General features: G+C 69.1%; 19 protein-coding genes and 1 pseudogene. 11 read left to right on the top strand and 9 right to left on the bottom strand.

Features of this window, described 5'->3' with window-relative positions; genetic code table 11:
• The first annotated feature begins 18 nt into the window (after positions 1-18).
• Complete coding sequence (helR, locus tag ACWF99_RS09735; RefSeq protein WP_452535618.1) at positions 19-2,211, top strand: RNA polymerase recycling motor ATPase HelR; 2,193 nt, start codon at positions 19-21, stop codon at positions 2,209-2,211.
• 83 nt (positions 2,212-2,294) lie between these two features.
• Here the strand turns inward: helR and hutH are convergent, their stop codons facing one another.
• Positions 2,295-3,881: a histidine ammonia-lyase gene (hutH, locus tag ACWF99_RS09730; protein ID WP_452535617.1), complete on the bottom strand. Its 1,587-nt coding sequence runs from the start codon at positions 3,879-3,881 to the stop codon at positions 2,295-2,297.
• Positions 3,882-4,073: 192 nt separating this feature from the next.
• Here hutH and hutI point away from each other — a divergent pair, with 192 nt between their 5' ends.
• The gene (gene hutI, locus ACWF99_RS09725) at positions 4,074-5,261 is read left to right on the top strand and encodes an imidazolonepropionase (RefSeq protein ID WP_378627323.1); all 1,188 of its coding nucleotides are present in this window, start codon (positions 4,074-4,076) and stop codon (positions 5,259-5,261) included.
• Positions 5,258-6,175: a formimidoylglutamase gene (hutG, locus tag ACWF99_RS09720; RefSeq protein WP_378656311.1), complete on the top strand. Its 918-nt coding sequence runs from the start codon at positions 5,258-5,260 to the stop codon at positions 6,173-6,175. Before hutI ends, hutG begins: the two co-directional genes overlap by 4 nt.
• Positions 6,176-6,190: 15 nt before the next feature.
• Here hutG and ACWF99_RS09715 read toward each other — a convergent pair whose 3' ends face one another.
• Genes ACWF99_RS09715 through ACWF99_RS09705 form a run of 3 tightly spaced genes read right to left on the bottom strand, consistent with a single transcriptional unit; the run spans position 6,191 to position 8,251 of the window.
• Positions 6,191-7,474, bottom strand: coding sequence for an ArsB/NhaD family transporter (locus ACWF99_RS09715; protein WP_452535616.1), 1,284 nt, complete (start codon positions 7,472-7,474; stop codon positions 6,191-6,193).
• Positions 7,475-7,487: 13 nt separating this feature from the next.
• Positions 7,488-7,946, bottom strand: coding sequence for a CBS domain-containing protein (locus ACWF99_RS09710; RefSeq protein ID WP_452535615.1), 459 nt, complete (start codon positions 7,944-7,946; stop codon positions 7,488-7,490).
• A 29-nt stretch (positions 7,947-7,975) separates the two neighbouring features.
• Positions 7,976-8,251, bottom strand: a complete 276-nt coding sequence (locus ACWF99_RS09705; protein ID WP_378627316.1) for a hypothetical protein — start codon at positions 8,249-8,251, stop codon at positions 7,976-7,978.
• A gap of 176 nt (positions 8,252-8,427) precedes the next feature.
• Between ACWF99_RS09705 and ACWF99_RS09700 the strand changes: the two genes are divergently transcribed.
• Complete coding sequence (locus tag ACWF99_RS09700) at positions 8,428-9,444, top strand: histidine kinase (RefSeq protein ID WP_452535614.1); 1,017 nt, start codon at positions 8,428-8,430, stop codon at positions 9,442-9,444.
• Positions 9,441-10,094: a response regulator gene (locus ACWF99_RS09695; protein WP_301901138.1), complete on the top strand. Its 654-nt coding sequence runs from the start codon at positions 9,441-9,443 to the stop codon at positions 10,092-10,094. The genes ACWF99_RS09700 and ACWF99_RS09695 overlap by 4 nt, the downstream gene beginning before the upstream one ends.
• A 54-nt stretch (positions 10,095-10,148) precedes the next feature.
• Here ACWF99_RS09695 and ACWF99_RS09690 read toward each other — a convergent pair whose 3' ends face one another.
• The 3 genes from ACWF99_RS09690 to ACWF99_RS09680 are packed head-to-tail and all read right to left on the bottom strand — an operon-like array spanning position 10,149 to position 12,374.
• Positions 10,149-11,342, bottom strand: coding sequence for a cation:proton antiporter (locus tag ACWF99_RS09690; protein ID WP_378628328.1), 1,194 nt, complete (start codon positions 11,340-11,342; stop codon positions 10,149-10,151).
• 10 nt (positions 11,343-11,352) lie between these two features.
• The gene (locus ACWF99_RS09685) at positions 11,353-11,835 is read right to left on the bottom strand and encodes a cation:proton antiporter regulatory subunit (RefSeq protein ID WP_378627312.1); all 483 of its coding nucleotides are present in this window, start codon (positions 11,833-11,835) and stop codon (positions 11,353-11,355) included.
• Positions 11,836-11,894: 59 nt separating this feature from the next.
• Entirely contained in the window at positions 11,895-12,374 is a 480-nt protein-coding gene (locus ACWF99_RS09680; protein ID WP_378627311.1) for a cation:proton antiporter regulatory subunit, read from the bottom strand.
• 138 nt (positions 12,375-12,512) lie between these two features.
• Between ACWF99_RS09680 and ACWF99_RS09675 the strand changes: the two genes are divergently transcribed.
• Both ACWF99_RS09675 and ACWF99_RS09670 read left to right on the top strand, forming a co-directional pair.
• Positions 12,513-14,012, top strand: a complete 1,500-nt coding sequence (locus ACWF99_RS09675) for a SulP family inorganic anion transporter (RefSeq protein ID WP_452535613.1) — start codon at positions 12,513-12,515, stop codon at positions 14,010-14,012.
• A gap of 132 nt (positions 14,013-14,144) precedes the next feature.
• Positions 14,145-14,480 carry an STAS domain-containing protein gene (locus ACWF99_RS09670; protein WP_101468711.1) on the top strand — a complete coding sequence of 112 codons (336 nt, stop codon included), beginning with the start codon at positions 14,145-14,147 and terminating at the stop codon, positions 14,478-14,480.
• 63 nt (positions 14,481-14,543) lie between these two features.
• Here the strand turns inward: ACWF99_RS09670 and ACWF99_RS09665 are convergent, their stop codons facing one another.
• On the bottom strand, positions 14,544-15,581 hold the full coding sequence (locus ACWF99_RS09665) for an LLM class F420-dependent oxidoreductase (RefSeq protein ID WP_378627308.1): 1,038 nt from the start codon (positions 15,579-15,581) through the stop codon (positions 14,544-14,546).
• A gap of 150 nt (positions 15,582-15,731) precedes the next feature.
• Between ACWF99_RS09665 and ACWF99_RS09660 the strand changes: the two genes are divergently transcribed.
• Entirely contained in the window at positions 15,732-16,391 is a 660-nt protein-coding gene (locus tag ACWF99_RS09660) for a cyclodeaminase/cyclohydrolase family protein (protein WP_378627306.1), read from the top strand.
• Position 16,392: 1 nt separating this feature from the next.
• Here ACWF99_RS09660 and ACWF99_RS09655 read toward each other — a convergent pair whose 3' ends face one another.
• Complete coding sequence (locus tag ACWF99_RS09655; protein ID WP_452535612.1) at positions 16,393-17,277, bottom strand: NADP-dependent oxidoreductase; 885 nt, start codon at positions 17,275-17,277, stop codon at positions 16,393-16,395.
• A gap of 75 nt (positions 17,278-17,352) precedes the next feature.
• Here ACWF99_RS09655 and ACWF99_RS09650 point away from each other — a divergent pair, with 75 nt between their 5' ends.
• The 3 genes and pseudogenes from ACWF99_RS09650 (at position 17,353) to ACWF99_RS09640 (ending at position 19,944) form a co-directional block, all read left to right on the top strand.
• Positions 17,353-17,796 (top strand): winged helix-turn-helix transcriptional regulator, encoded by a 444-nt coding sequence (locus tag ACWF99_RS09650; protein WP_452535611.1) that lies wholly within the window; start codon positions 17,353-17,355, stop codon positions 17,794-17,796.
• Between the two features lie 231 nt (positions 17,797-18,027).
• Positions 18,028-18,444 (top strand): annotated as a pseudogene (locus tag ACWF99_RS09645) (L,D-transpeptidase); the annotation flags it as partial.
• Between the two features lie 111 nt (positions 18,445-18,555).
• Entirely contained in the window at positions 18,556-19,944 is a 1,389-nt protein-coding gene (locus ACWF99_RS09640; protein WP_452535610.1) for a hypothetical protein, read from the top strand.
• The last annotated feature ends 82 nt before the right edge of the window (positions 19,945-20,026 follow it).

The following is a 20,026-nucleotide window of genomic DNA, read 5'->3' as shown; positions in this document are numbered from 1 at the left end:
AAGTACAGTTAGGGGCCTATGTCAGCGCACGGGTACGAAGAGGAACGCCGATCCGAGCAAAGCTATGTCGCCGAGTTGTACTCGCGCCTCGATGCCGAGCGGGCACGGGTGAAGGGCCGCTACAGCGCGGCGCTGCGCACGAAGGGCGACTCCCCCATGGAGCGCGACAACGAGGTGCGGGCGCTGGGCAAGGAAGTACAGCGCCTCGATGTGGCCGACAACGGACTGTGTTTCGGCCGGCTCGACGCGGCCTCGGGCGAGCGGTCCTATATCGGCCGGATCGGGCTGTTCGACGAGTCGAACGATCTGGAACAGCTGCTCCTGGACTGGCGGGCACCTGCGGCGCGCGCCTTCTATGTCGCCACCGCGGCCAACCCGGAGGGCATGCGCCGGCGTCGGCAGTTCCACACCCGGGGCCGCCGGGTGGTCGATTTCACCGATGAGGTGCTCGGGCGCCCGGACGGGAGCGAGGGCGGAACGGACGCCGCGCTGCTCGCCGCGGTCGATGCGCCACGCGGGGACGGGATGCGCGACATCGTCGCGACGATCCAGGCCGAACAGGACGAGATCATCCGCCTGGAGCACCCGGGCGTGACCGTGATCGAGGGCGGTCCCGGCACCGGGAAGACCGTGGTGGCGCTGCACCGCGTCGCGTACCTGCTCTACACCCAGCGCAGGCGGATGGAGCGCCAAGGCGTGCTCGTGGTCGGGCCCAATCCGGCCTTCCTGAACCACATCGCCCATGTGCTGCCCTCGCTCGGCGAGACGAATGTCGTGTTCGCCACCACCGCCGACCTGGTGCCCGGTCTGCGCGCGACGGCGGAGGACTCCCCCGAGGCGGCCCGGCACAAGGGTTCGCTGCGAATCCTCGACGTCCTCGCCGCGACGATCGCGGATCGCCAGCGACTGCCCGAGGCGCCGCTGACGATCGCGCTGACCGATGTGACGGTGCGCATCGATGCCGCGACCGCGGAGTGGGCCAGGCAGGAGGCCAGGGAGAGCGGGCGCCCGCACAACGAGGCGCGCGCGGTGTTCACCGAGATCATCACCTATGTCCTCACCGAGCGCGCGATCGCCCGGATCGGCGAGGGCTGGCTGACTCGCGACGACACCGAGGCATGGGAACAACTGCGCGCCGACCTGGTCCGCGAGCTCGCCGACAACGACGAGTTCACCGCGGCACTGGATCAGTGCTGGCCGATCCTGAAACCGGAAACCGTGCTGTCCCAGCTGTATTCGTCACACGATCGGTTGCGGGCGGCAGGCGCGGACGAGGCGCTGTGGCGGGCCGACGGTGGCGCGTGGACGGTCTCGGACGTGCCGCTGCTCGACGAACTCGTCGACCTGCTCGGCCGCGACAAAGCCGCCGACGACTCCGCCGAGCGAGAGCGCAAGGCCGAGGCCGAGTACGCGGCCGGCGTGCTGGACACCCTCATCAGCCGCGAAGACCTGATGGACGACGAGGACCACCTGCTTGCCCAGGACATGCTCTACGGCGAAGACCTGGCCGAACGCTTCCTCGAGCGCGACACCCGCGAAGTCGCCGAACGTGCCGCGGCCGACCGTGAGTGGACCTACGGACACGTGGTGGTCGACGAGGCCCAGGAGTTGTCGGCGATGGACTGGCGAGTACTGATGCGGCGCTGCCCGAGCCGCTCCTTCACGATCGTCGGCGATCTCGCCCAGCGCCGGTCGGCGGCGGGCGCGACGTCCTGGGCCACGATGCTCGAGCCCTATGTCCCCGGCCGCTGGATCTACCGTTCCCTGACCGTGAACTATCGCACCCCCGCGGAGATCATGGCCGTGGCCGCCGATGTGCTCGCCGAATTCGCCCCCGACGTCCGGCCGCCGGATTCGGTCCGGTCCTGCGGTGTCGCCCCTTGGTCGCGCAGGATCACCGCCGACGAATTGTCCTCCGCGATCGAGGAATTCGTTCAGGACGAGGCAGGCCGCGAGGGGACGAGCATCGTGATCGGCCCGCCGGGCGTGCCGGGCACGGTGCCCGCGTCGGAGACGAAAGGTCTCGAGTTCGACGCGGTACTGGTCGTGGATCCGCAGCGGATTCTCGCCGACGGGCCACGCGGGGCGGCCGAACTCTACGTCGCGCTGACCCGGGCCACCCAACGTCTCGGAGTCCTGCACCAGAGCCCGTTGCCCGAGTCGCTGCGCGGACTCACCGAGGTCCAGCAGGCACAACGGCTGCGAGCGTAGCGATTCACGAGACCGCTGCCTCGCCTTCGCGGGCGAGGCAGCGGTCCACGCCGGCGCCTCGGTACCCAGGGCCGCGGTCGCCGTCAGCCGAGGGGGCCGGTCACCGATTCGGCGGCGGCCAGCAACGCACCCGATGTCGCCAGCCGAACCGCCGCTTCGATATCCGGGGCGAGGTAGCGGTCCGGGCCCGGACCGGGAACTTCGGTGCGCAGCCTCGACACGACGGCGGCAGTGGCGGGTGCTGGAGTGAGGGGTGCCCGCAGGTCCAATCCGCGGGCCGCCGTGAGGGCTTCGATGGCCAGCACCCGGGTGAGGCCGTCGAGGGCGCGGCGGAGTTTGCGGGCGGCGGACCAGCCCATCGAGACGTGGTCCTCCTGCATCGCCGAGGAGGGGATCGAGTCGACCGAGGCGGGGGCGGCCAGACGTTTGAGGTCGGAGACGATGGCGGCCTGGGTGTACTGGGCGATCATGTGACCGCTGTCGACGCCGGGATCGTCGGCCAGGAACGGGGCGAGGCCGTGGTTGCGGGCCTTGTCGAGGAAGCGGTCGGTGCGGCGTTCGCTCATCGAGGCGACGTCGGCGACCACGATGGCCAAAAAGTCCAGCACATAGGCGACGGGGGCGCCGTGGAAATTGCCGTTGGACTCGACCCGGCCGTCGAGGGTGACGACGGGATTGTCCACGGCACTGGCCAATTCGTGGCCGGCGACGCGTTCGGCGTGGTCGAGGGTGTCGCGGGCGGCGCCGGCGACCTGGGGTGCGCAGCGCAACGAGTAGGCATCCTGGACGACGGTGCAGTCCGGGGTGGCGTGGCTGGCCACGATCGGCGAATCCGCCAGCACGCGCACCATATTGGCGGCCGCGACCGCCTGGCCCGGTTGCGGGCGCAGTGCTTGCAGGTCGGCGGCGAAGACCTTGTCGGTGCCGAGCAGACCCTCCACGCTCATCGACGCGGTCACATCGGCCAGCCGCAGCAGGGCCCGCAGGTCGTGGCAAGCGAGCACCAGCATGCCGAGCATGCCGTCGGTGCCGTTGATCAGCGCGAGGCCTTCTTTCTCCGCGAGCTCGACCGGGGCGATCCCGGCATCGGCCATGGCCTCGGCGGCAGATCGCAGCGCGCCGGTCGCGTCCCGGACGGTGCCCTCCCCCATCACCGCCAGTGCGACGTGGGCCAGCGGCGCGAGATCACCGGAACAGCCCAGGCTGCCGTACTCGTAGACCACCGGGGTGATGCCCGCCGACAGCAGCGCGGCATAGGTCCGCGCGACCACCGGGCGCACCCCGGTCCGGCCGGTGGCCAGGGTCGACAGGCGCAGCAACATCAACGCGCGCACCACCTCCCGCTCCACTTCCGCGCCCGACCCCGCCGCATGCGAGCGAATCAGGCTCCGCTGCAACTGCTTGCGTGACTCCGGCGGAATATGACGGACGGCCAGCGCGCCGAACCCGGTCGACACCCCGTACACCGGCCTCGGGTCCGCGGCCAGCGCTTCGATCCGCGCACGACTCGCCTCGACGGCGGCGACGGCATCGTCGGACACCACCACCGCGACGCCGTCCCTGGCCACCCGGACCAGATCCCGCGCCGAGACCGGACCCGTGCCGACGACGACCGGTCCGGGCCGATCCGAGTCGATGCTCACGATGCTTCTCCCCTCACTGCGGGCCATCCCTTGACGTTCTTGTCTATACAGGTCTATACCTATCGTACGTATCCTGGCGGGCATCCACCGGGCTCTACCCGCGCTCTACGATCCGAAGGGCCGCTACGGTGCGGGGAACGTGCCGCGCTGCTCTCCCGCGCACATGATGTACCCCTCACACACCGCCGTGCTCGACAACGCGCCCAGGAGGACTCCTCCATGCCCACCACCGTGCTGAGCGATATCGGCACCCTCGTCACCAACGACCCGGCGCTGGGCGAGGGCCCGCTGGGGCTGCGGCGCGACGCCGCGCTGGTCATCGACGACGGGCGGGTGGCATGGGTCGGTGACAGTGCCGCCGCACCGGCCGCCGACACCGCGTTCGATCTCGGCGGACGCGCGGTGCTGCCCGGGTTCGTCGAGTCGCATTCGCATCTGGTGTTCGCAGGTGACCGCGCCGAGGAGTTCGCGGCGCGGATGGCGGGGCGGCCATACGGGGCGGGTGGCATCCGCACCACGATCGCCGCGACGCGAGCAGCGAGCGACGAGCAGCTCGCGGCGACTGTGCGACGGCTGCTGGACGAGTCCTTGCGGGCAGGCAGCACCACGGTCGAGTGCAAGAGCGGCTACGGGCAGACCGTGGCCGACGAACTGCGCAGCGTCCGGATCGCGGCCCGCCGCACCGACGAGGTGACGCTGCTGGCCGCACACGTGCCGCCGCCCGAATACGCCGGGCGCGCCGACGACTACGTGACGATGGTGTGCGAGCAGATGATTCCGCGGTGCGCGCCGTATGCCCGGTGGATCGATGTGTTCTGCGAGCAGGGCGCCTTCGATCGCGATCAGGCGCATGCCGTGCTGACCGCGGGGATCGCGCACGGGCTGGTGCCGCGCGTCCACGGCAATCAGCTGCGGCAGGGACCAGGGGTGCAGTTGGCCGTCGAGCTCGGCGCCGCGTCGGTGGATCATGTATCGCACGTGAATCGTGCCGATATCGACGCGCTCGCGGACAGCGATACGGTGGCCACGCTGCTGCCCGGCGCCGACTTCTGTACGCGCAACAGCTATCCCGATGCCAGGGCGCTGGTGGACGCGGGAGTCACCGTCGCGCTCGGCGCGGACTGCAATCCGGGCACCAGCTACACCACGAGCTTGCCGTTCTGTATCGCCCTGGCGGTGCGGGAAATGCACATGACGCCCGACGAAGCGGTCTGGGCGGCAACCGCAGGTGGCGCGAAGGCGTTGCGGCGCACCGATATCGGTTCCCTCTCCCCTGGTTCCCGCGCCGATGTCATCGCGCTCGACGCCCCCTCGCACCTGCACCTCGCCTACCGCCCCGGCGTTGCGCTGGTCGGTCAGGTGTGGCGCGAAGGAGTCCTCGTCGCGCATCGAGGTGGGGTGCGATGACTTCCGAATCCGCCTGGACCGGTCGCGTCGACGGCACGACGCCGGAGCACCTGCGCTGGCATCAGGCCGTCACGCCCTACCAGCCGGGCAACGATCCCGGCGCGTGTGTTTTCGTCGGTTTCGCGTGCGAGGAAGGCGTGCGCCGGAACAAGGGCCGCCTCGGCGCGGCGGCGGGCCCGGACGCGCTGCGCGGGGCGTTGTCGCCGATGGCGCTCGCCACCGAACTGCGCGCCTTCGACGCGGGCACGATCGCCGTCACCGGTGACCGGTTGGAGGACGGTCAGCGGCGGCTGGGCGAGACGGTGTCCGCGCTGCTGGACGACGGCGCTTTCCCGGTCGTTCTCGGCGGCGGCCACGAGGTCGCCTACGGCACCTACCTCGGGCTGGCCGGTTCGGCTCGCCGCGTCCCCGGCAGCGTCATCGGGATCCTCAACCTCGACGCGCATTTCGACCTGCGCCCCGATCCCGTGCCCAGTTCCGGCACCCCGTTCCGGCAGATCCTCGAGACCGGCGACGACGTCCGGTACGCGGTGATCGGGATCAGCCAGCCCAGCAACACCCGGGTCCTGTTCGACACCGCGGACAGATTCGGCGTGCGCTATCTCCTCGACGACGACTGCGAGCCGACCCGGGTCGCCGCCTTCGTCGACGTCTTCCTGGCCGGGATCGACCTGCTGTATCTGACGATCGATCTCGACGTCCTTCCGGCCGCGGTGGCTCCCGGTGTGAGTGCCCCTGCCGCCTACGGTGTCGCGCTGTCCACGATCCAGGCCGTGTGCGACCGCGTCACCGCCTGCGGCAAACTCGCGGTTGTCGATGTCGCCGAACTGAATCCGCGGCTCGACATCGACAACCGCACCGCCCGCACCGCCGCCCGGCTGATCCACCGGATCGTCACCCGCCACGTCGGGTGAACTCCGGCGCGGGACTCAGAAGTAGCGGATCCACACATAGATCCAGGCGATGACGCTGCTGAGCATCGTGACCAACATGCCGTACTTGGTGAACTGCCAGAAGGTGATCCGCTGCCCCGCGCGGGCGGCGATCCCGAGGGCGACCACATTGGCACTGGCCGCCACCGCCGTGCCGTTCCCGCCGAAGTCGGCGCCCAGGGCGAATGCCCACCACAGCGCTTGCCCGGTAGCGGGATCCGGTGCGCCCGCGACGATGTCCTCCACCACCGGCGCCATGGTCGCGGTGTAGGGAATGTTGTCGACGAACGCGCCGAGGATCGCCGAACCGAACACCAGCGCGGTCGCGGCCAGGAAGTAGTCGTCACCGACCCAGCCGATCGCGGCGTCACCGATGGTGGCGATCACCCCGGTGTGTACCAGGCCCGCGACCATCACGAACAGTCCCATGAAGAACACCAGCGTCGGCCATTCCACCTCGTGCAGGACCTCGCCGATGTCGAGGCCGGAGACCAGCACCATGATGCCCGCGCCGACCAGCGCGATCACCGACGGCGCGACGTCCAGCACGCTGTGCAGGCAGAAGCCGACGACCACACCGGTGAGCACGACCATCGAGCGCACCAGCAGTGCCGGATCGCGGATCGCGCGCCGTTCCTGCAGCGCCATCACCGCCTCGACCGAGGTGGGATCGGTGCGCAGCGCCGAGCGGAACAGCACCCGGGTCAGCGCGACGAACAGCACGAAGGTGATCACCACGATCGGCGCCATGTGCACGAGGAAGTCGTTGAACGTCAGCCCGGCCCGGCTGGCGATGATGATGTTGGGCGGGTCACCGATCAGCGTCGCCGCGCCGCCGATATTGGACGCGAGCACCTCGGCGATCAGGAACGGTTGCGCGGCGATGCCGAGACGTCGGCACACCACCAGCGTCACCGGGGCGACCAGCATGATGATGGTGACGTTGTCGAGGAACGGTGACGCGACCGCGGTGATCAACATCAGCATCACCATCAGGCGATACGGATTGCCCCGCGAGCGTTTCGCCGACCAGATCGCCAGATAGTCGAACAGGCCGGTCTGCTTGATGACGCCGACGATGATCATCATCCCGAGCAGCAGGAAGATGACGTTCCAGTCGATGCCCTCGTGGGCGGAATAGAAGACCTCGTCGCCGGGGATCAGGCCGAGCAGAGCCATCGCCCCCGCGGCGATCAGGACGGTTTTGACCTTGTCGGCTTTCTCCGTGGCGATGAAGAAGAAGGCGACCACGAAGATGGTGACGGCAAGCGCTGCGGCCATGAGCGCGTGGCGTTCAGTCGCCGGGGCCGACGACAGCGAGGCTGGTCAGCAACCGTTCCAGGGTGATCGCGCCGCGCAGGGTGCGCGAACGGTCGACCACGGCGATGAGCGGACTGTGCTTGCGCGCCATCAGGATCGCGATTTCGAGCAGGGTCGCGTCGGGGGCGACGGTGGCAGGCTTGCTCGCGCCGTCGGGCAGGCAGTCGCCCACGGTGAGGCTGCCGGGTTCCTGCCAGAACAGGTCGGCGTGCACCTCGTCGATCGTGCGGACCAGTGTCGGGTCGTCGTGGTAGGAGGCGGGAATCGCCAGGCGCAGCACCTGGGTTCCCGGCAGGACCGCCACCGGCCGGTCGAGCTCGTCGACAACGATCAGACCGGGCAACCGGTTGACGACCATCAGCCGCACCGCGCGGGCGACGGGGTCGCTGGTGCGAACGGTCGGCAGGTTCATCGCGATGTCGCGTGCGCGCATGGCATGGCTCCGGGGGGATTCGACGGTGCTCACGGGTGGGCCTGCCGTCCGGTCAGGTGGTCCAGGCGTTGTTCGAGGCGAGCGAGCCGGTCGCCGAAGGGCCGCGAACGCATCAGCTCGGCGACCTGGTCGGCTTCGTCGGGTTCGAGCTCGATGTCGACCGTGGGTTCGTCGCCACCCCCTGCGTAGGCGAGCAGCCGTCGCGTGCCCGACGTGTGCGTCAGCAGGGCGAATCGGATGCCGTGGCGGGTGTGGAAGCTGTGCAGCACACCTGCTCCCGGGATCGTCGTCCGGTCGATGTCCATGGCCGGCGGTCCTTCCTCGGCTCGTCGAAAGCGTCTGATCGAAGTCTGGTTCGCGCAGGTGGCGGGCACTATCGGCCGTGACACCCATTTCCTGGGCGGGTCGGCGCCGGTCACCGGGTGCGGGATGGGTGCTGGGCACCATGGACAGAACGCGGGGGCGCCAGCATGCTGGGGTCATGAACCGTCTCGCAGTGCTGCGAGCAGGACGCTCGCGGCGAATCCGAACGCCGGTGACGGCGTTGTTCTGGCGGATCTGCGTGCTCAACGGCGTGATCTTCACCCTCGGCACGCTGATCCTGGCCTTCTCCCCGGCCACGGTGTCGGCCCGGCTGCGCCTGACCGAGGTGCCGGTGCTGGTGATCGGGCTGGCGGTGATCCTGACGGCGAACGCCGTAGCGCTGCGCACGTCGCTGGCTCCGCTCGACGAGCTGGTCGCCTCCATGCGCCGCGTCGACCCGCCCCGGCGCGCTGTCCGCCTCGAGCGCGGGGCCAGCGGGGACTTCCATCAGCTGATCGAGACGTTCAACGCGATGCTCGACCGCTTGGAGGCCGAGCGTTCGGTCGCCGGTGGGACCGCGCTGGCCGCCCAGGAGGGTGAGCGGCGGCGCATCGCCCGCGAACTGCACGACGAGATCGGCCAGAGCCTGACCGTGGCGCTGTTACGGCTCAAACGGGTCGTCGACCGGGCACCCGCCGACCTGCGCGAAGAAGTCGAGGCGGCTCAGGAAACAGTGCGCGGTTGTCTGGACGAGGTGCGCGGGATCGCCGCGCGGCTGCGGCCCGACGTGCTCGAAGAACTCGGCCTGCACAGCGCGATCACCGCGCTGTGTCACGAATTCAGCCGCACGGCAGGCATTTCCGTGCGTCGCGAGGTCGACCCGGCGATCAGCCGCCTCGACCCCGACATCGAACTCGTCTGCTACCGGGTCGCCCAGGAGAGTTTGACGAACGTGTTGCGCCACGCCGACGCCGACGAGGTGAGCTTGCTGATCGCACCGAGAGCCGACACCGTGATGCTGCGGGTGACCGACAACGGTCGCGGTGGCGCGGTCGAGGACGGGGCGGGCATCCGCGGGATGCGCGAGCGCGCGATGCTGATCGACGCCACGCTGACCATCACGTCCCCGGCCTCGGGCGGTACCGCGGTCGAACTGATCGTCCCGGTCGCCGCACGCGAAGCAGTGCCCGCATGAGCGCGCCGACCCGGATTCTGCTGGCCGACGACCACGCCCTGGTGCGCAGCGGGTTGCGCATGATCCTGGACAACGAACCGGACCTGCTCGTGGTCGCCGAGGCCGCCAACGGGCTGGACGCGGTCACCGCCCTCGCCGACGACAGCATCGACCTGGTGATCCTCGACATCGCCATGCCGCGGATGACCGGCATCCAGGCCGCCCGCGAGATCACCAGGAACAACCATCCGGTACGCATCCTGATGCTGTCGATGTACGACAACGAGCAGTACTTCTTCGAGTCGCTGAAGGCGGGCGCCTCCGGCTACGTGCTGAAGTCGGTGGCCGATCGCGACCTCATCGAGGCGTGCCGGGCCACGATGCGCGGTGAATCGTTCCTCTACCCGGGCGCGGTCACCGCACTCGTGCGCGATTACCTGCAACTCGCCCGGCAGGGCTCCGCGCTGCCGGAAACGATCCTCACCCCCCGCGAGGAGGAGGTGCTCAAGCTGATCGCCGAGGGGTACTCGGCGCGCGAGATCGCCGCCGAGCTGGTGATCAGCGCGAAGACCGTCGACCGCCATCGCGCCAACATCCTGCAGAAACTCGGCCTGCGCGACCGGCTCGACCTGACCAGATACGCCATCCGCGCCGGATTGATCGAGCCGTGAGAACACCGAGGGCCCCCGCACCGAACGATCGCGCGGGGGCCCGGACACGGGTCGTCATTCTGCGTGCGGGTCGACCTTCACACGCTGCTTGCGACCGACCACCAGCCGCATCACCGGTTCCACGATGCGGGCGCCGATCGGGCCGATGATGGCCATCAACAGCACGTACGTGGTGGCGAGCGCGGCGAACTCGGCGGGCACCGCACCCGCGGCCACCGCCAGACCGGCGATGACGATCGAGAACTCACCGCGCGCGACCAACGCGGTCCCCGCGCGGGCGCGGCCCAGTTGCGAGGCCCCCGCCCGTTTGGCCGCCCACCACCCCGTGGCGATCTTGGTGACCGTGGTGACCACCGCCAGCAGCACCGCCCAGCCCAGCACCGGCGGAATACTCGCCGGATCGGTACTCAAACCGAACAGCACGAAGAACATCGCCGCGAACAGGTCACGCAACGGTTCGAGGATCTTGGTGGCATCGTGCGCGGTCGAATCCGAGATCGCGATACCGAGCAGGAACGCACCGACCGCCGCCGACACCTGCACCGCCGAGGCGATACCCGCCACCAGCAGCGCCGAACCGAGCAGCTTGAGCAGGAAGATCTCCCGATCCTCACTCGCCACGATCGCCGAGACGTACCGGCCGTAGCGCAGCGCGACGATGAGCACCAGGGTCACCGCGACCAGCGCGATACCGACCGTGGTCATCCCCGCCACGAATCCGACACCGGCCAGGACCGCGGTGAGCACCGGCAGGTACACCGCCATCGCCAGGTCCTCGAACACCAGGATCGACAGCACCGTCGGCGTCTCCCGGTTACCCAGGCGGCCGAGGTCGTTGAGTACCTTGGCGACGATCCCGGAGGAGGAGATGTAGGTGACGCCCGCCATCGCGATCGCCCCCGTCGGCCCGAGGCCGAGCATCAGCGCCACGATCACACCGGGAGTCGCGTTGAGCACCAGGTCGAGCAGACCGGCGGGCCACGATTTACGCATGCCGGTGACCAGTTCACCGGCGGTGTATTCCAAACCGAGCAGCAACAGCAGCAGCACGACGCCGATCTCGCTGGCGATGTGGATGAAGTCCTCCACCTCGTGCAACTCGATCAGACCGCCCGTACCGAAGACCAACCCCCCGAGCAGGTAGAGCGGGATGGGCGAGAGGCCGATGCGGGCAGCGATCCGCCCGAGCACACCCAACCCGAAGAACACAGCCCCCAGCTGGATCAATGCCAGCGCGGTTCCACTGATCTCCACCGGCTCAGCCGTCGGTCAAGATCGAAGCGGCGGCGTCGAGTCCGGCATTCGTGCCGACCACGACAACCATGTCGCCGCCGGCGAACACGAACTCCGGTCCCGGCGATGCCAGGACCCGGCCCGCGCGCAGGACCGCCACGATCGAGGCGCGGGTCTTGGTCCGCAACTCGGTGTCGCCCAAACGTCGTGACGCATAGGGCGAGTTCGGCGGTACCAGCATCGACCGCGTACTCACTCCGTCGAGTTCGCGATGTTCCTCGCGCAATTGCGCGACCAGCTGCGGTGCGCCGAGCAGACTCGCCAGCGTGCGGGCTTCGACAGCGGACAGTGGAATCTGGACGGTGGAATCCGGGTCGCCGACCTTCGTGAAAATCAGGTCGGTACCGCCGTCGCGGTGGTCGACGATGCCGATCCGGCGGTCCACCTTCGACAGTGAAAACTCTTTGCGGACACCGATTCCCGGCAGGGACGTCACTTCTACATTCATGGGATCACCTAACCTCAGCTAGGGATACCTTACCTGCCCTTTACTATCCGCATGGATTGTCAGCCGGCGTCGAGAAGCCGTCCTGCCGCGTCCAGACCCTCGTCGGTGCCGACCACAACGACCAGATCGCCGGGGATGAAGGTGAAATCGGTTCCCGGCGAAGGAGTCACCTCACCCGCGCGCACCACCGCCACGACCGAGGCCTTGGTGCGCGTGCGCATCTCGGTGTCGCGCAACGGCCTACCGTCGAACGGGCTGCCACGATCGATCGCGAACTGCCTGGTCGACAGCTCCCCCGCACTGTGGGTCTCGCGTGTCTTCTGCACCACCTGCGGCGCGCCGAGCAGGCCGGCCAGCACACCGATCTCGGTGTCGGACAGGGGAATCGAGGTGGTCGAGTCGTAGTCGCCCGCTCGCGAGACGACCAGGTCGACGGAGCCGTCGCGATGTTCGATCACGCCGATCCGGCGGCGCGCCTCCGCCAGCGGAAAGTCCTTGCACACGCCGATTCCCGGTAAAGGCGTCACATCGATGTTCACGCCCTCACAGTACGACCAGATGGGAATAACACCACCCCCTACCCTGCGCACCGGGCATACCAGGCGAAACCCCGACCTCACGCGAAGTTAAGGTTGTCGACTGCCGGACCCCCGGCCTCTAGCGGAACGGAGTTCGGGATGGCCGTGTCGGCGCCTCGGCCAGCTCGGGACGACACCTCGGTACTCGCGGCCCTGCGCAGCCCGACACGGCTGCGGATCGAAGTGCTCGGCGGCCTGGTGGTCGCCCTCGCGCTGATTCCGGAGGCGATCTCGTTCTCGATCATCGCCGGGGTGGATCCCCGGGTCGGGCTGTTCGCCTCGTTCACGATGGCGGTGACGATCGCCTTCACCGGCGGCAGGCCCGCCATGATCTCCGCGGCCACGGGCGCGGTGGCCTTGGTGATCGCGCCCGTGGTGCGTGAGCACGGCATCGACTATCTGATCGCGACCGTGCTGCTGGCCGGGGTGTTCCAGGTGGTGTTGAGCGTGGTCGGCGTGGCCAGGCTGATGCGGTTCATCCCGCGCAGTGTGATGGTCGGATTCGTCAACGCGCTGGCCATCATGATCTTTCTGACGCAGCTGCCGCACCTGATCGGGGTGCCGTGGCTGGTGTATCCGATGCTGGTCGCGAGCCTGGCGATTCTGTTCTTCCTGCCGAAGCTCACCACCGTGGTGCCCGCGCCGCTCGTCGCGATCGTGGTGCTCACGGCGGTGACGATCGCCTGCTCGCTCGAGGTGCCGAATGTGGGCGACGAGGGCGCACTACCGACGAGCCTGCCCGCACTCGGGCTCCCGCAGGTGCCGTGGAACCTCGACACCCTGCGGGTCATCGCCCCGTTCGCGCTGGCGATGGCGCTGGTGGGACTGCTCGAGTCGTTGATGACGGCCAAGCTCGTCGACGACATCACCGATTCACATTCGGACAAGACCCGCGAGGGCTGGGGTCAGGGCGTGGCCAATCTCGTCACCGGGTTGTTCGGCGGGATGGGCGGGTGCGCGATGATCGGCCAGACCATGATCAACGTCAAGGTCTCCGGCGCGCGGACCCGGATCTCGACATTCCTGGCCGGGGTGTTCCTGCTCGGCCTGGTCGTCGGGCTCGGCGGGCTCGTGGCGCAGATCCCGATGGCGGTGCTGGTGGCCGTGATGATCATGGTGTCGGTGGGGACCGTGGACTGGCACTCCCTCGCGCCGAAGACCTTGCGGCGCATGCCGCTCGCCGAGACCACGGTGATGCTGGTGACCGTGGTCGTCACCGTTGTCACGCACAATCTGGCGTACGGCGTGATCGTGGGAGTGCTGGTCGCGATGGTGGCGTTCGCCCATCGGGTCGCGCACTTCACCGAGGTCGTGGCGGTGCGCACCGCCGACGACATCCGCGTCTACAAGGTGCGCGGCGAGCTGTTCTTCGCCTCCAGCAACGATCTCGTCTACCAGTTCGACTACGTCGACGATCCGGCGAACATCGTGATCGACCTGTCGGACAGCCACATCTGGGACGCCTCCACCGTCGCCGCGCTCGACGCCATCACCACCAAATACGCCGCCAAGGGCAAGAAGGTCGACATCATCGGGCTCAACGCCGCCTCCGAAGCCAGGCACGAACGGCTGTCCGGCCTCGGCGGCGAGGAGAACTAGCATCGCCGCGACGGAGCCCGACCATGGCGATCCCGTAGCGAGCAAACGCTGTGGCTTGCGTATTCGGGCAAAGTTGTGTGTTGTTGAACAGTGACCAACTCTTCCGGAGACGCGTATCCACTCACGGACACGATGACCACCACGACGGCGGTACACGACGGCGTCACGGTGCTGACGGTGACCGGCGAGGTCGACCTGGCGACCGCACCCGCGCTCGATGCCACCATCGAGGCCATCCTGGCCGAGAAACCGGCGGCACTGGTGATCGACCTGACCGCGGTCGGGTTCCTGGCGTCGGCGGGCATGGCGACGCTGGTCGCCGCACATCAGCGGGCAGGCGAGACCACCTCGATCGCGGTCGTGGCCGACGGACCCGCCACCAGCCGTCAGCTGAAGATGACGAGCCTGGACCAGGTGTTCGCCATGCACACCACCCTGGACGCCGCCCTGGCGTCGTTCACGTCCTGACACAACACAACGCGCCGCCGCCCGGAAATCTCCGGACGGCGGCGCGTTTGTCGTCGGTGGGTGTCAGCAGAGCGAGCGCAGCTGCTCGATCAGCTTCACGCGACCGGCCGCGTTCTCGGCGATCGGCGTGACGTTGAGCGTGGTGACGCCCGCCTCGGCCATCGCGGCGATGCGTTCCTTCACGAAGCTCTCCGGGCCGATCAGCGACACGTCGCGCACCAGCTCGTCGGGCACGGCCTGGGTCGCGGCCTGCTTGTCGCCCGCCAGGTACAGCTCCTGGATGCGGTCGGCGGCCTCGCCGTAGCCGTACTTGGTGGCGAGGGTGTGATAGAAGTTCTTGCCCTTGGCGCCCATTCCGCCGATGTAGAGCGCCAGGTGCGGCTTCACGAACTCGAGCAGCGGAGTGACGTTCTCACCGATCGCCAGTGCGGGACCGGCGAAGATGTCGAGCTCGCCCAGCGCGGGATCACGCTTGGCCTTGCCCGCGGCGAGCGCGTCGCCCCACACGTCCTTCGCCTTCTCCGGCAGGAAGAAGATCGGCTGCCAGCCGTTGGCGACCTCGGCGGCCAGCTCCACGTTCTTCGGGCCGAGCGCGGCCAGCAGCACCGGAATGTCCGCGCGCACCGGGTGATTGATCAGCTTGAGCTCTTTGCCCAGGCCGGTGCCACGCTCGGCGGGCAGCGGGATCTGGTAGTACTTGCCCTGGTAGTTGAGCTTCTCGCGGCGCCACACCGTGCGGCAGATTTCGAGGAGTTCGCGGGTGCGCCCGATCGGGGCGTCGTAGGGGACGCCGTGGAAGCCCTCGATGACCTGCGGGCCCGACGCACCGATGCCGAGGATGAAACGGCCGTCGGAGACATAGTCCAGGCCCGCCGCGGTCATCGCGGTGAGGCTGGGGGTCCGGGTGTAGAGCTGCAGGATGCCCGAGGCCAGCTGCACCCGCTCGGTGCGGGCGGCCAGGAAGCCCAGCGCGCTCACCGCGTCGAACGAGTACGCCTCCGGCACGAAGACGATGTCGAGGCCGGCGCGTTCCAGGTCGGCGACCTCGGCCGCCGTCTCCTTGAAACCGTCCGTGTAGTTGATGCTCAATCCGATCCGCATGCACCCAACATAGCCCCGGACAACACGCACACCCCGACCGGTCGGTCTGTCGGCACAGGTGCTGGTCGAGCGGGGTGCGTGGGCGGGCACGCGGTAGCGTTGGGGGGAAGATTCCACGCAATTCTCGCCGCATCGAAAGGCCACCCCGTCGTGTCGCAGCCCACCGTGTCGCCGCAGCAGATCGCCCCCTCCTTCGGTTCGGTGACCTTGGAGCACTACCTGTCGGAGCTGGCCGCGAAGGTGCCCGCCCCCGGTGGCGGGGCCGTGGCCGCGCTGCACGCCGCGCAGGCCGCCGCGCTGGTGGCGATGGTGGCGCGCTACACCACCCGGGCCAAGGACGCGCAGAACCGGCCGGTGATCGACCAGATCATCGTGGCCGCCGACGCCGCGCTGGCCAGGTCGCTCGCGCTCGCCGACGCCGACGCGGCCGCGTTCACCGCCGTCGGCGCCGCCTACAAGCTGCCCAAGGACACCGACGCCGAGATCGCCGCCCGCACCGCGGCGATCAACGCGGCACTCGTCGAAGCCGCGCGTGTGCCCGCCGCCGTGGTCGACGAAGCCGACGAAATCCTCTCGCTGGCCGCTGAACTGCTGCCGATCGGCAATCCGAACGTGGTCACCGATATCGGCGCCGCCGCCGACGCCGCCCGCGCCGCGGCGATGAGTTCGCAGCTCAATATCGAGATCAACGTCGGCTCGCTGCCCGCCGACCTCGGCGACCCGTTCGCCGCCGCCCTGTTGCGCGTCGATACCATCGCCGCCCGCGCCGACGCCCTGCACGGCGACGTGCTGCACGCGGTCCGCGGCTGAGTCAGCGGTCCGCGGTGAGCACGATCTTGCCGCGGACCCGACCGGATTCGCTGTGCCGATGCGCGGCGGCGAGTTCGGTGATCGGCAGGATCTGCGCGATGTCGACGGTCAGCTCCCCTCGGTCGACCGTCGCCGCGAGCTCGTCGAGCACGGCCGTCGTCGGATCGACATAGAGTCGGCGCACGCGCGAATCCGGGTGTGTCGCGGGACCTTCGGCGGCCACCACCTGTCCGGTTTCGCTCAGGACGGTCAATGATCGATCCGTGTAGTCGCCGCCGATCAGGTCCACCACCAGGTCGACCTCGCGCACCGCGGTGGTGAAATCGGTGGTCCGGTAGTCGATCGGTTCGGTGACGCCGAGTTCGCGCAGATAGGCGTGATTGCCGGTTCGCGCGGTGGCCGCGATCGACGCGCCGCGTCGCGCGGCGATCTGCACCGCCAGATGCCCGACACCACCGGCCGCCGCGTGCACCAGGACCCGCTCGCCCGGCCGCACCGAGGACAGTGCCTGCCAGGCGGTGACCCCGGCCACCGGCAGGGCGGCCGCGTGCACCGGGTCGATCGAGACGGGCACGCGGGCCAGTCGATTCTGCTGCGCCACTACGTATTCCGCGTTCGCGCCGCCGAACACCATGCCGTATACCGCGTCTCCCGGCGCGAAACGTGTCGCCTTGTCGCCCACGGCGGCGACGATCCCGGACACATCGAGCCCGAGCACCAGCGGCGGCTCCCCCAGCCGCCGGATCACACCGCTGCGCACCTTCCAGTCCGCGGCGTTGACGCTGGTCGCCACGACGCGCACCAGCACCTCCCCCGGCCCCGGTGTCGGCCGTGGCACCTCTGCCCTTTCGAAGACGTCCGGACCGCCGAAGGATCTCTGCATCATCTGCCACATACCGCCGAGTCTGCGCCGAGTGGTGTCCCAACGGTAGTAGGCACCTTTCGGATACCGTGGTACCCCGTGGATACCGTCAGTGGGGATCAGAGTTCGGTCGAAGCGTTCCTGCGGGACTGCCCCGCGCGGCAACTGCTGTCGGTACTCGCCGACAAATGGGTGCTGCTGGTCCTCGGCAGCCTGCGCGAGGCGGGCGGGCCGGTGCGTTTCAACGCCTTGCGCAGGCGCCTGGACGGCATCACCCAGAAGGTACTCACCCGAACGCTGCGCGACCTGGAACGCGACGGCCTGGTCCGGCGCGAGGTGTTCCCCACGATGCCGCCCCGGGTGGAGTACAGCATCACCGCGCTCGGGGCGGATCTGGGGCGGATCAGCCAGGCGATGGGTGCCTGGGTGGTCGACCACCACGCGGAGATCACCGCCGCCAGAGCCGAATTCGATGCCGCGCGCACCGCCGAACCAGCCCCGGTGCCGCAACCGGGGCGCCCGCTGTCACCGGTCTCGAAGTGAGAACGGTTTATCGGGGCCCCGACCTGCGTGAACGCAAGACGACACACCGTTGAGCCCGTCGGCCGTTACCACTTCGATAGGTCGAGTTGATCATGGCGGCCTAGACTTGGGATCCGCCTACGAGTGAGTGAAGGGGTGGCGTTTATGAGGAGCGCATTTCGTGTCCTGTTCGTCGCGATCATGGCGGCAATACTGGCCGCAGCCTGGTCGGGAGCCGCGTCCGCGGACCTGATCGGAGGCCAGCGCACCCAATACGGCGGTGGCACCTACGCCGAGGCCAACCTGTCGACGCACACCTTCACCGTCAGCCAGGGTGGACAGGTAGTGCGGGTGATGCCCGCGTCGATGGGCAAGCCCGGCTTCGAAACTCCCACCGGCACGTTCAGCGTGCTCGAGAAGGATCGGTCGGTGGTGTTCGACTCGCGGACCATCGGCATCCCGCTCGACGACCCCGAGGGCTACATCATCGACGGTGAATACGCCGTGCGCCTCACCTGGGGTGGTGTGATGGTGCACTCGGCTCCGTGGTCGGTGGACTCGCAGGGCAACGCCAATGTGAGCCACGGCTGCATCAACCTCGCACCCGACGACGCCGCCTGGTACTACGAGAATGTCGGCATCGGCGATGAGGTCTATATCCACTGGTAAACATTTTCCCTCGTGGCATTCGGCGAACGCGCCGTCAGGGCAGTATCGTGCCCGTAACGAAATCGTTGCGGGACATACCCTGACGGCGACGAGCCTGATGAAGGTGGGGCGATGGATCGACCGGAAGCGCACAGACCGATCGGGGCTCGACAGCACGACCCGGGATCGGCCGGTGCTCCGCTCGCGGCTGTCACCCCGATTCGGCGGTCCCGCGACCTGAGCGCGCCACGGCCCCGCCGGGCGAGCGATCAGCCCGCCGGCGGCGCCCGCCACCGGATAGAAGGCGGGCCGACGACACCGGCCGGTATTCCGGTCATCTCGGCGGCCCGGCTTCGCGACGCCGAACACGACGAGGTCGTTCCCGTCGTCCCGGCGGACGCCACCGTCACCGATCGGCTGCCCGTGGTCGGCGGGAAATTCGATCCCGGTGCGCGCCACCGCCTCCCGGACACCGCGTTCTCGATCGACGACAACGGCCCCGACACCGATCAACTGCCGATCGTCAGCGCCCCCGGCCCCGCGTGGGCGGCCCTCGAACATCCGAGGCCCGGCTACGACGCCGCGTCGACCTGGCATTCGCGTCCCACACCCGAGTACCCCGGTGCGGACAGCTTCCCACCGCGCCCGGCGGCCGTGCCGACCAGCGGCGCGGACACGTTCCCACGGCGCCTCGCGCCCGAGAACCGTGCGGATACGTTCCCACCACGCCCCGCACCCGAGAACCGTGCGGATACCTTCCCGCCACGCCCCGCGGCGGACTACCGAGGTCCGGATACCTTCCCGCCGCACCCGGCGCCCGAGTACCTCGGCGCGGACACCTTCCCACCACGCCTCGCGCCCGGTTACCCGGAGACGGACGCCCTGTCATCACACGACACCGACAACGGCGCCGACGACGAATCCTCGCGTGCCGCACCCGATTACAACGGTGACGACGAAGTCTTCGCGCGGATGATCGACCGCTCCAAGCGACGGCGGGTGCCCCGCTGGGTCGCACCACTGGTCGCCTCGGTGGCAGGCGCTGTGCTCCTCGGCGGCACCTATGTCCAACTGCGCGGGCCCGCACCGGCTTCCACGGCGGCGAGCACCCCGCTCATCCCGAGTTCGGCGAGCCCGGTGACGGCCGAGTGCCCCACCGAACAGATCGGTGCCATGGTGCGGGGCAACGGCGCGGGCGGCACCGAGTCCGGAATCGCGGCGATCATGGCCTTCCAGCACGCCTACTACGTCGCGCGCTCCGGCGACGAAGCACGGACCCTCGTGGCACCGGGTGCCGTGGCGCCGTCTGCGGCCGCCATCCAGGCCGGGATCGACTCCACTCCGGTGGGAACTACGCACTGCGTGGAGATCACCCCGGGCGCCTACACCGGGCAGTACCTGGTCAAGATCACCGCGTTCCGACCGGATTCGGCCCCCAGCACCTACACACCACAGCTGGTGGGGACCGCCGAGGTCGGCAACAAGACGCTGATCACGTCATTCGGAGCGGCACCCCGCTAGCTCCGAAACGCGGGCCGGTCTCGACTACGGCCGCCTCGGCACCGACCATGGTCCGCACTCGATCAGCAGGCGGCCGCTGGTC

The sequence above is a fragment of the Nocardia sp. NPDC055002 genome (genome assembly GCF_053608825.1).
The sequence above is the reverse complement of the archived record's forward strand: the minus strand, read 5'-3'. Positions and strand labels throughout refer to the sequence as shown.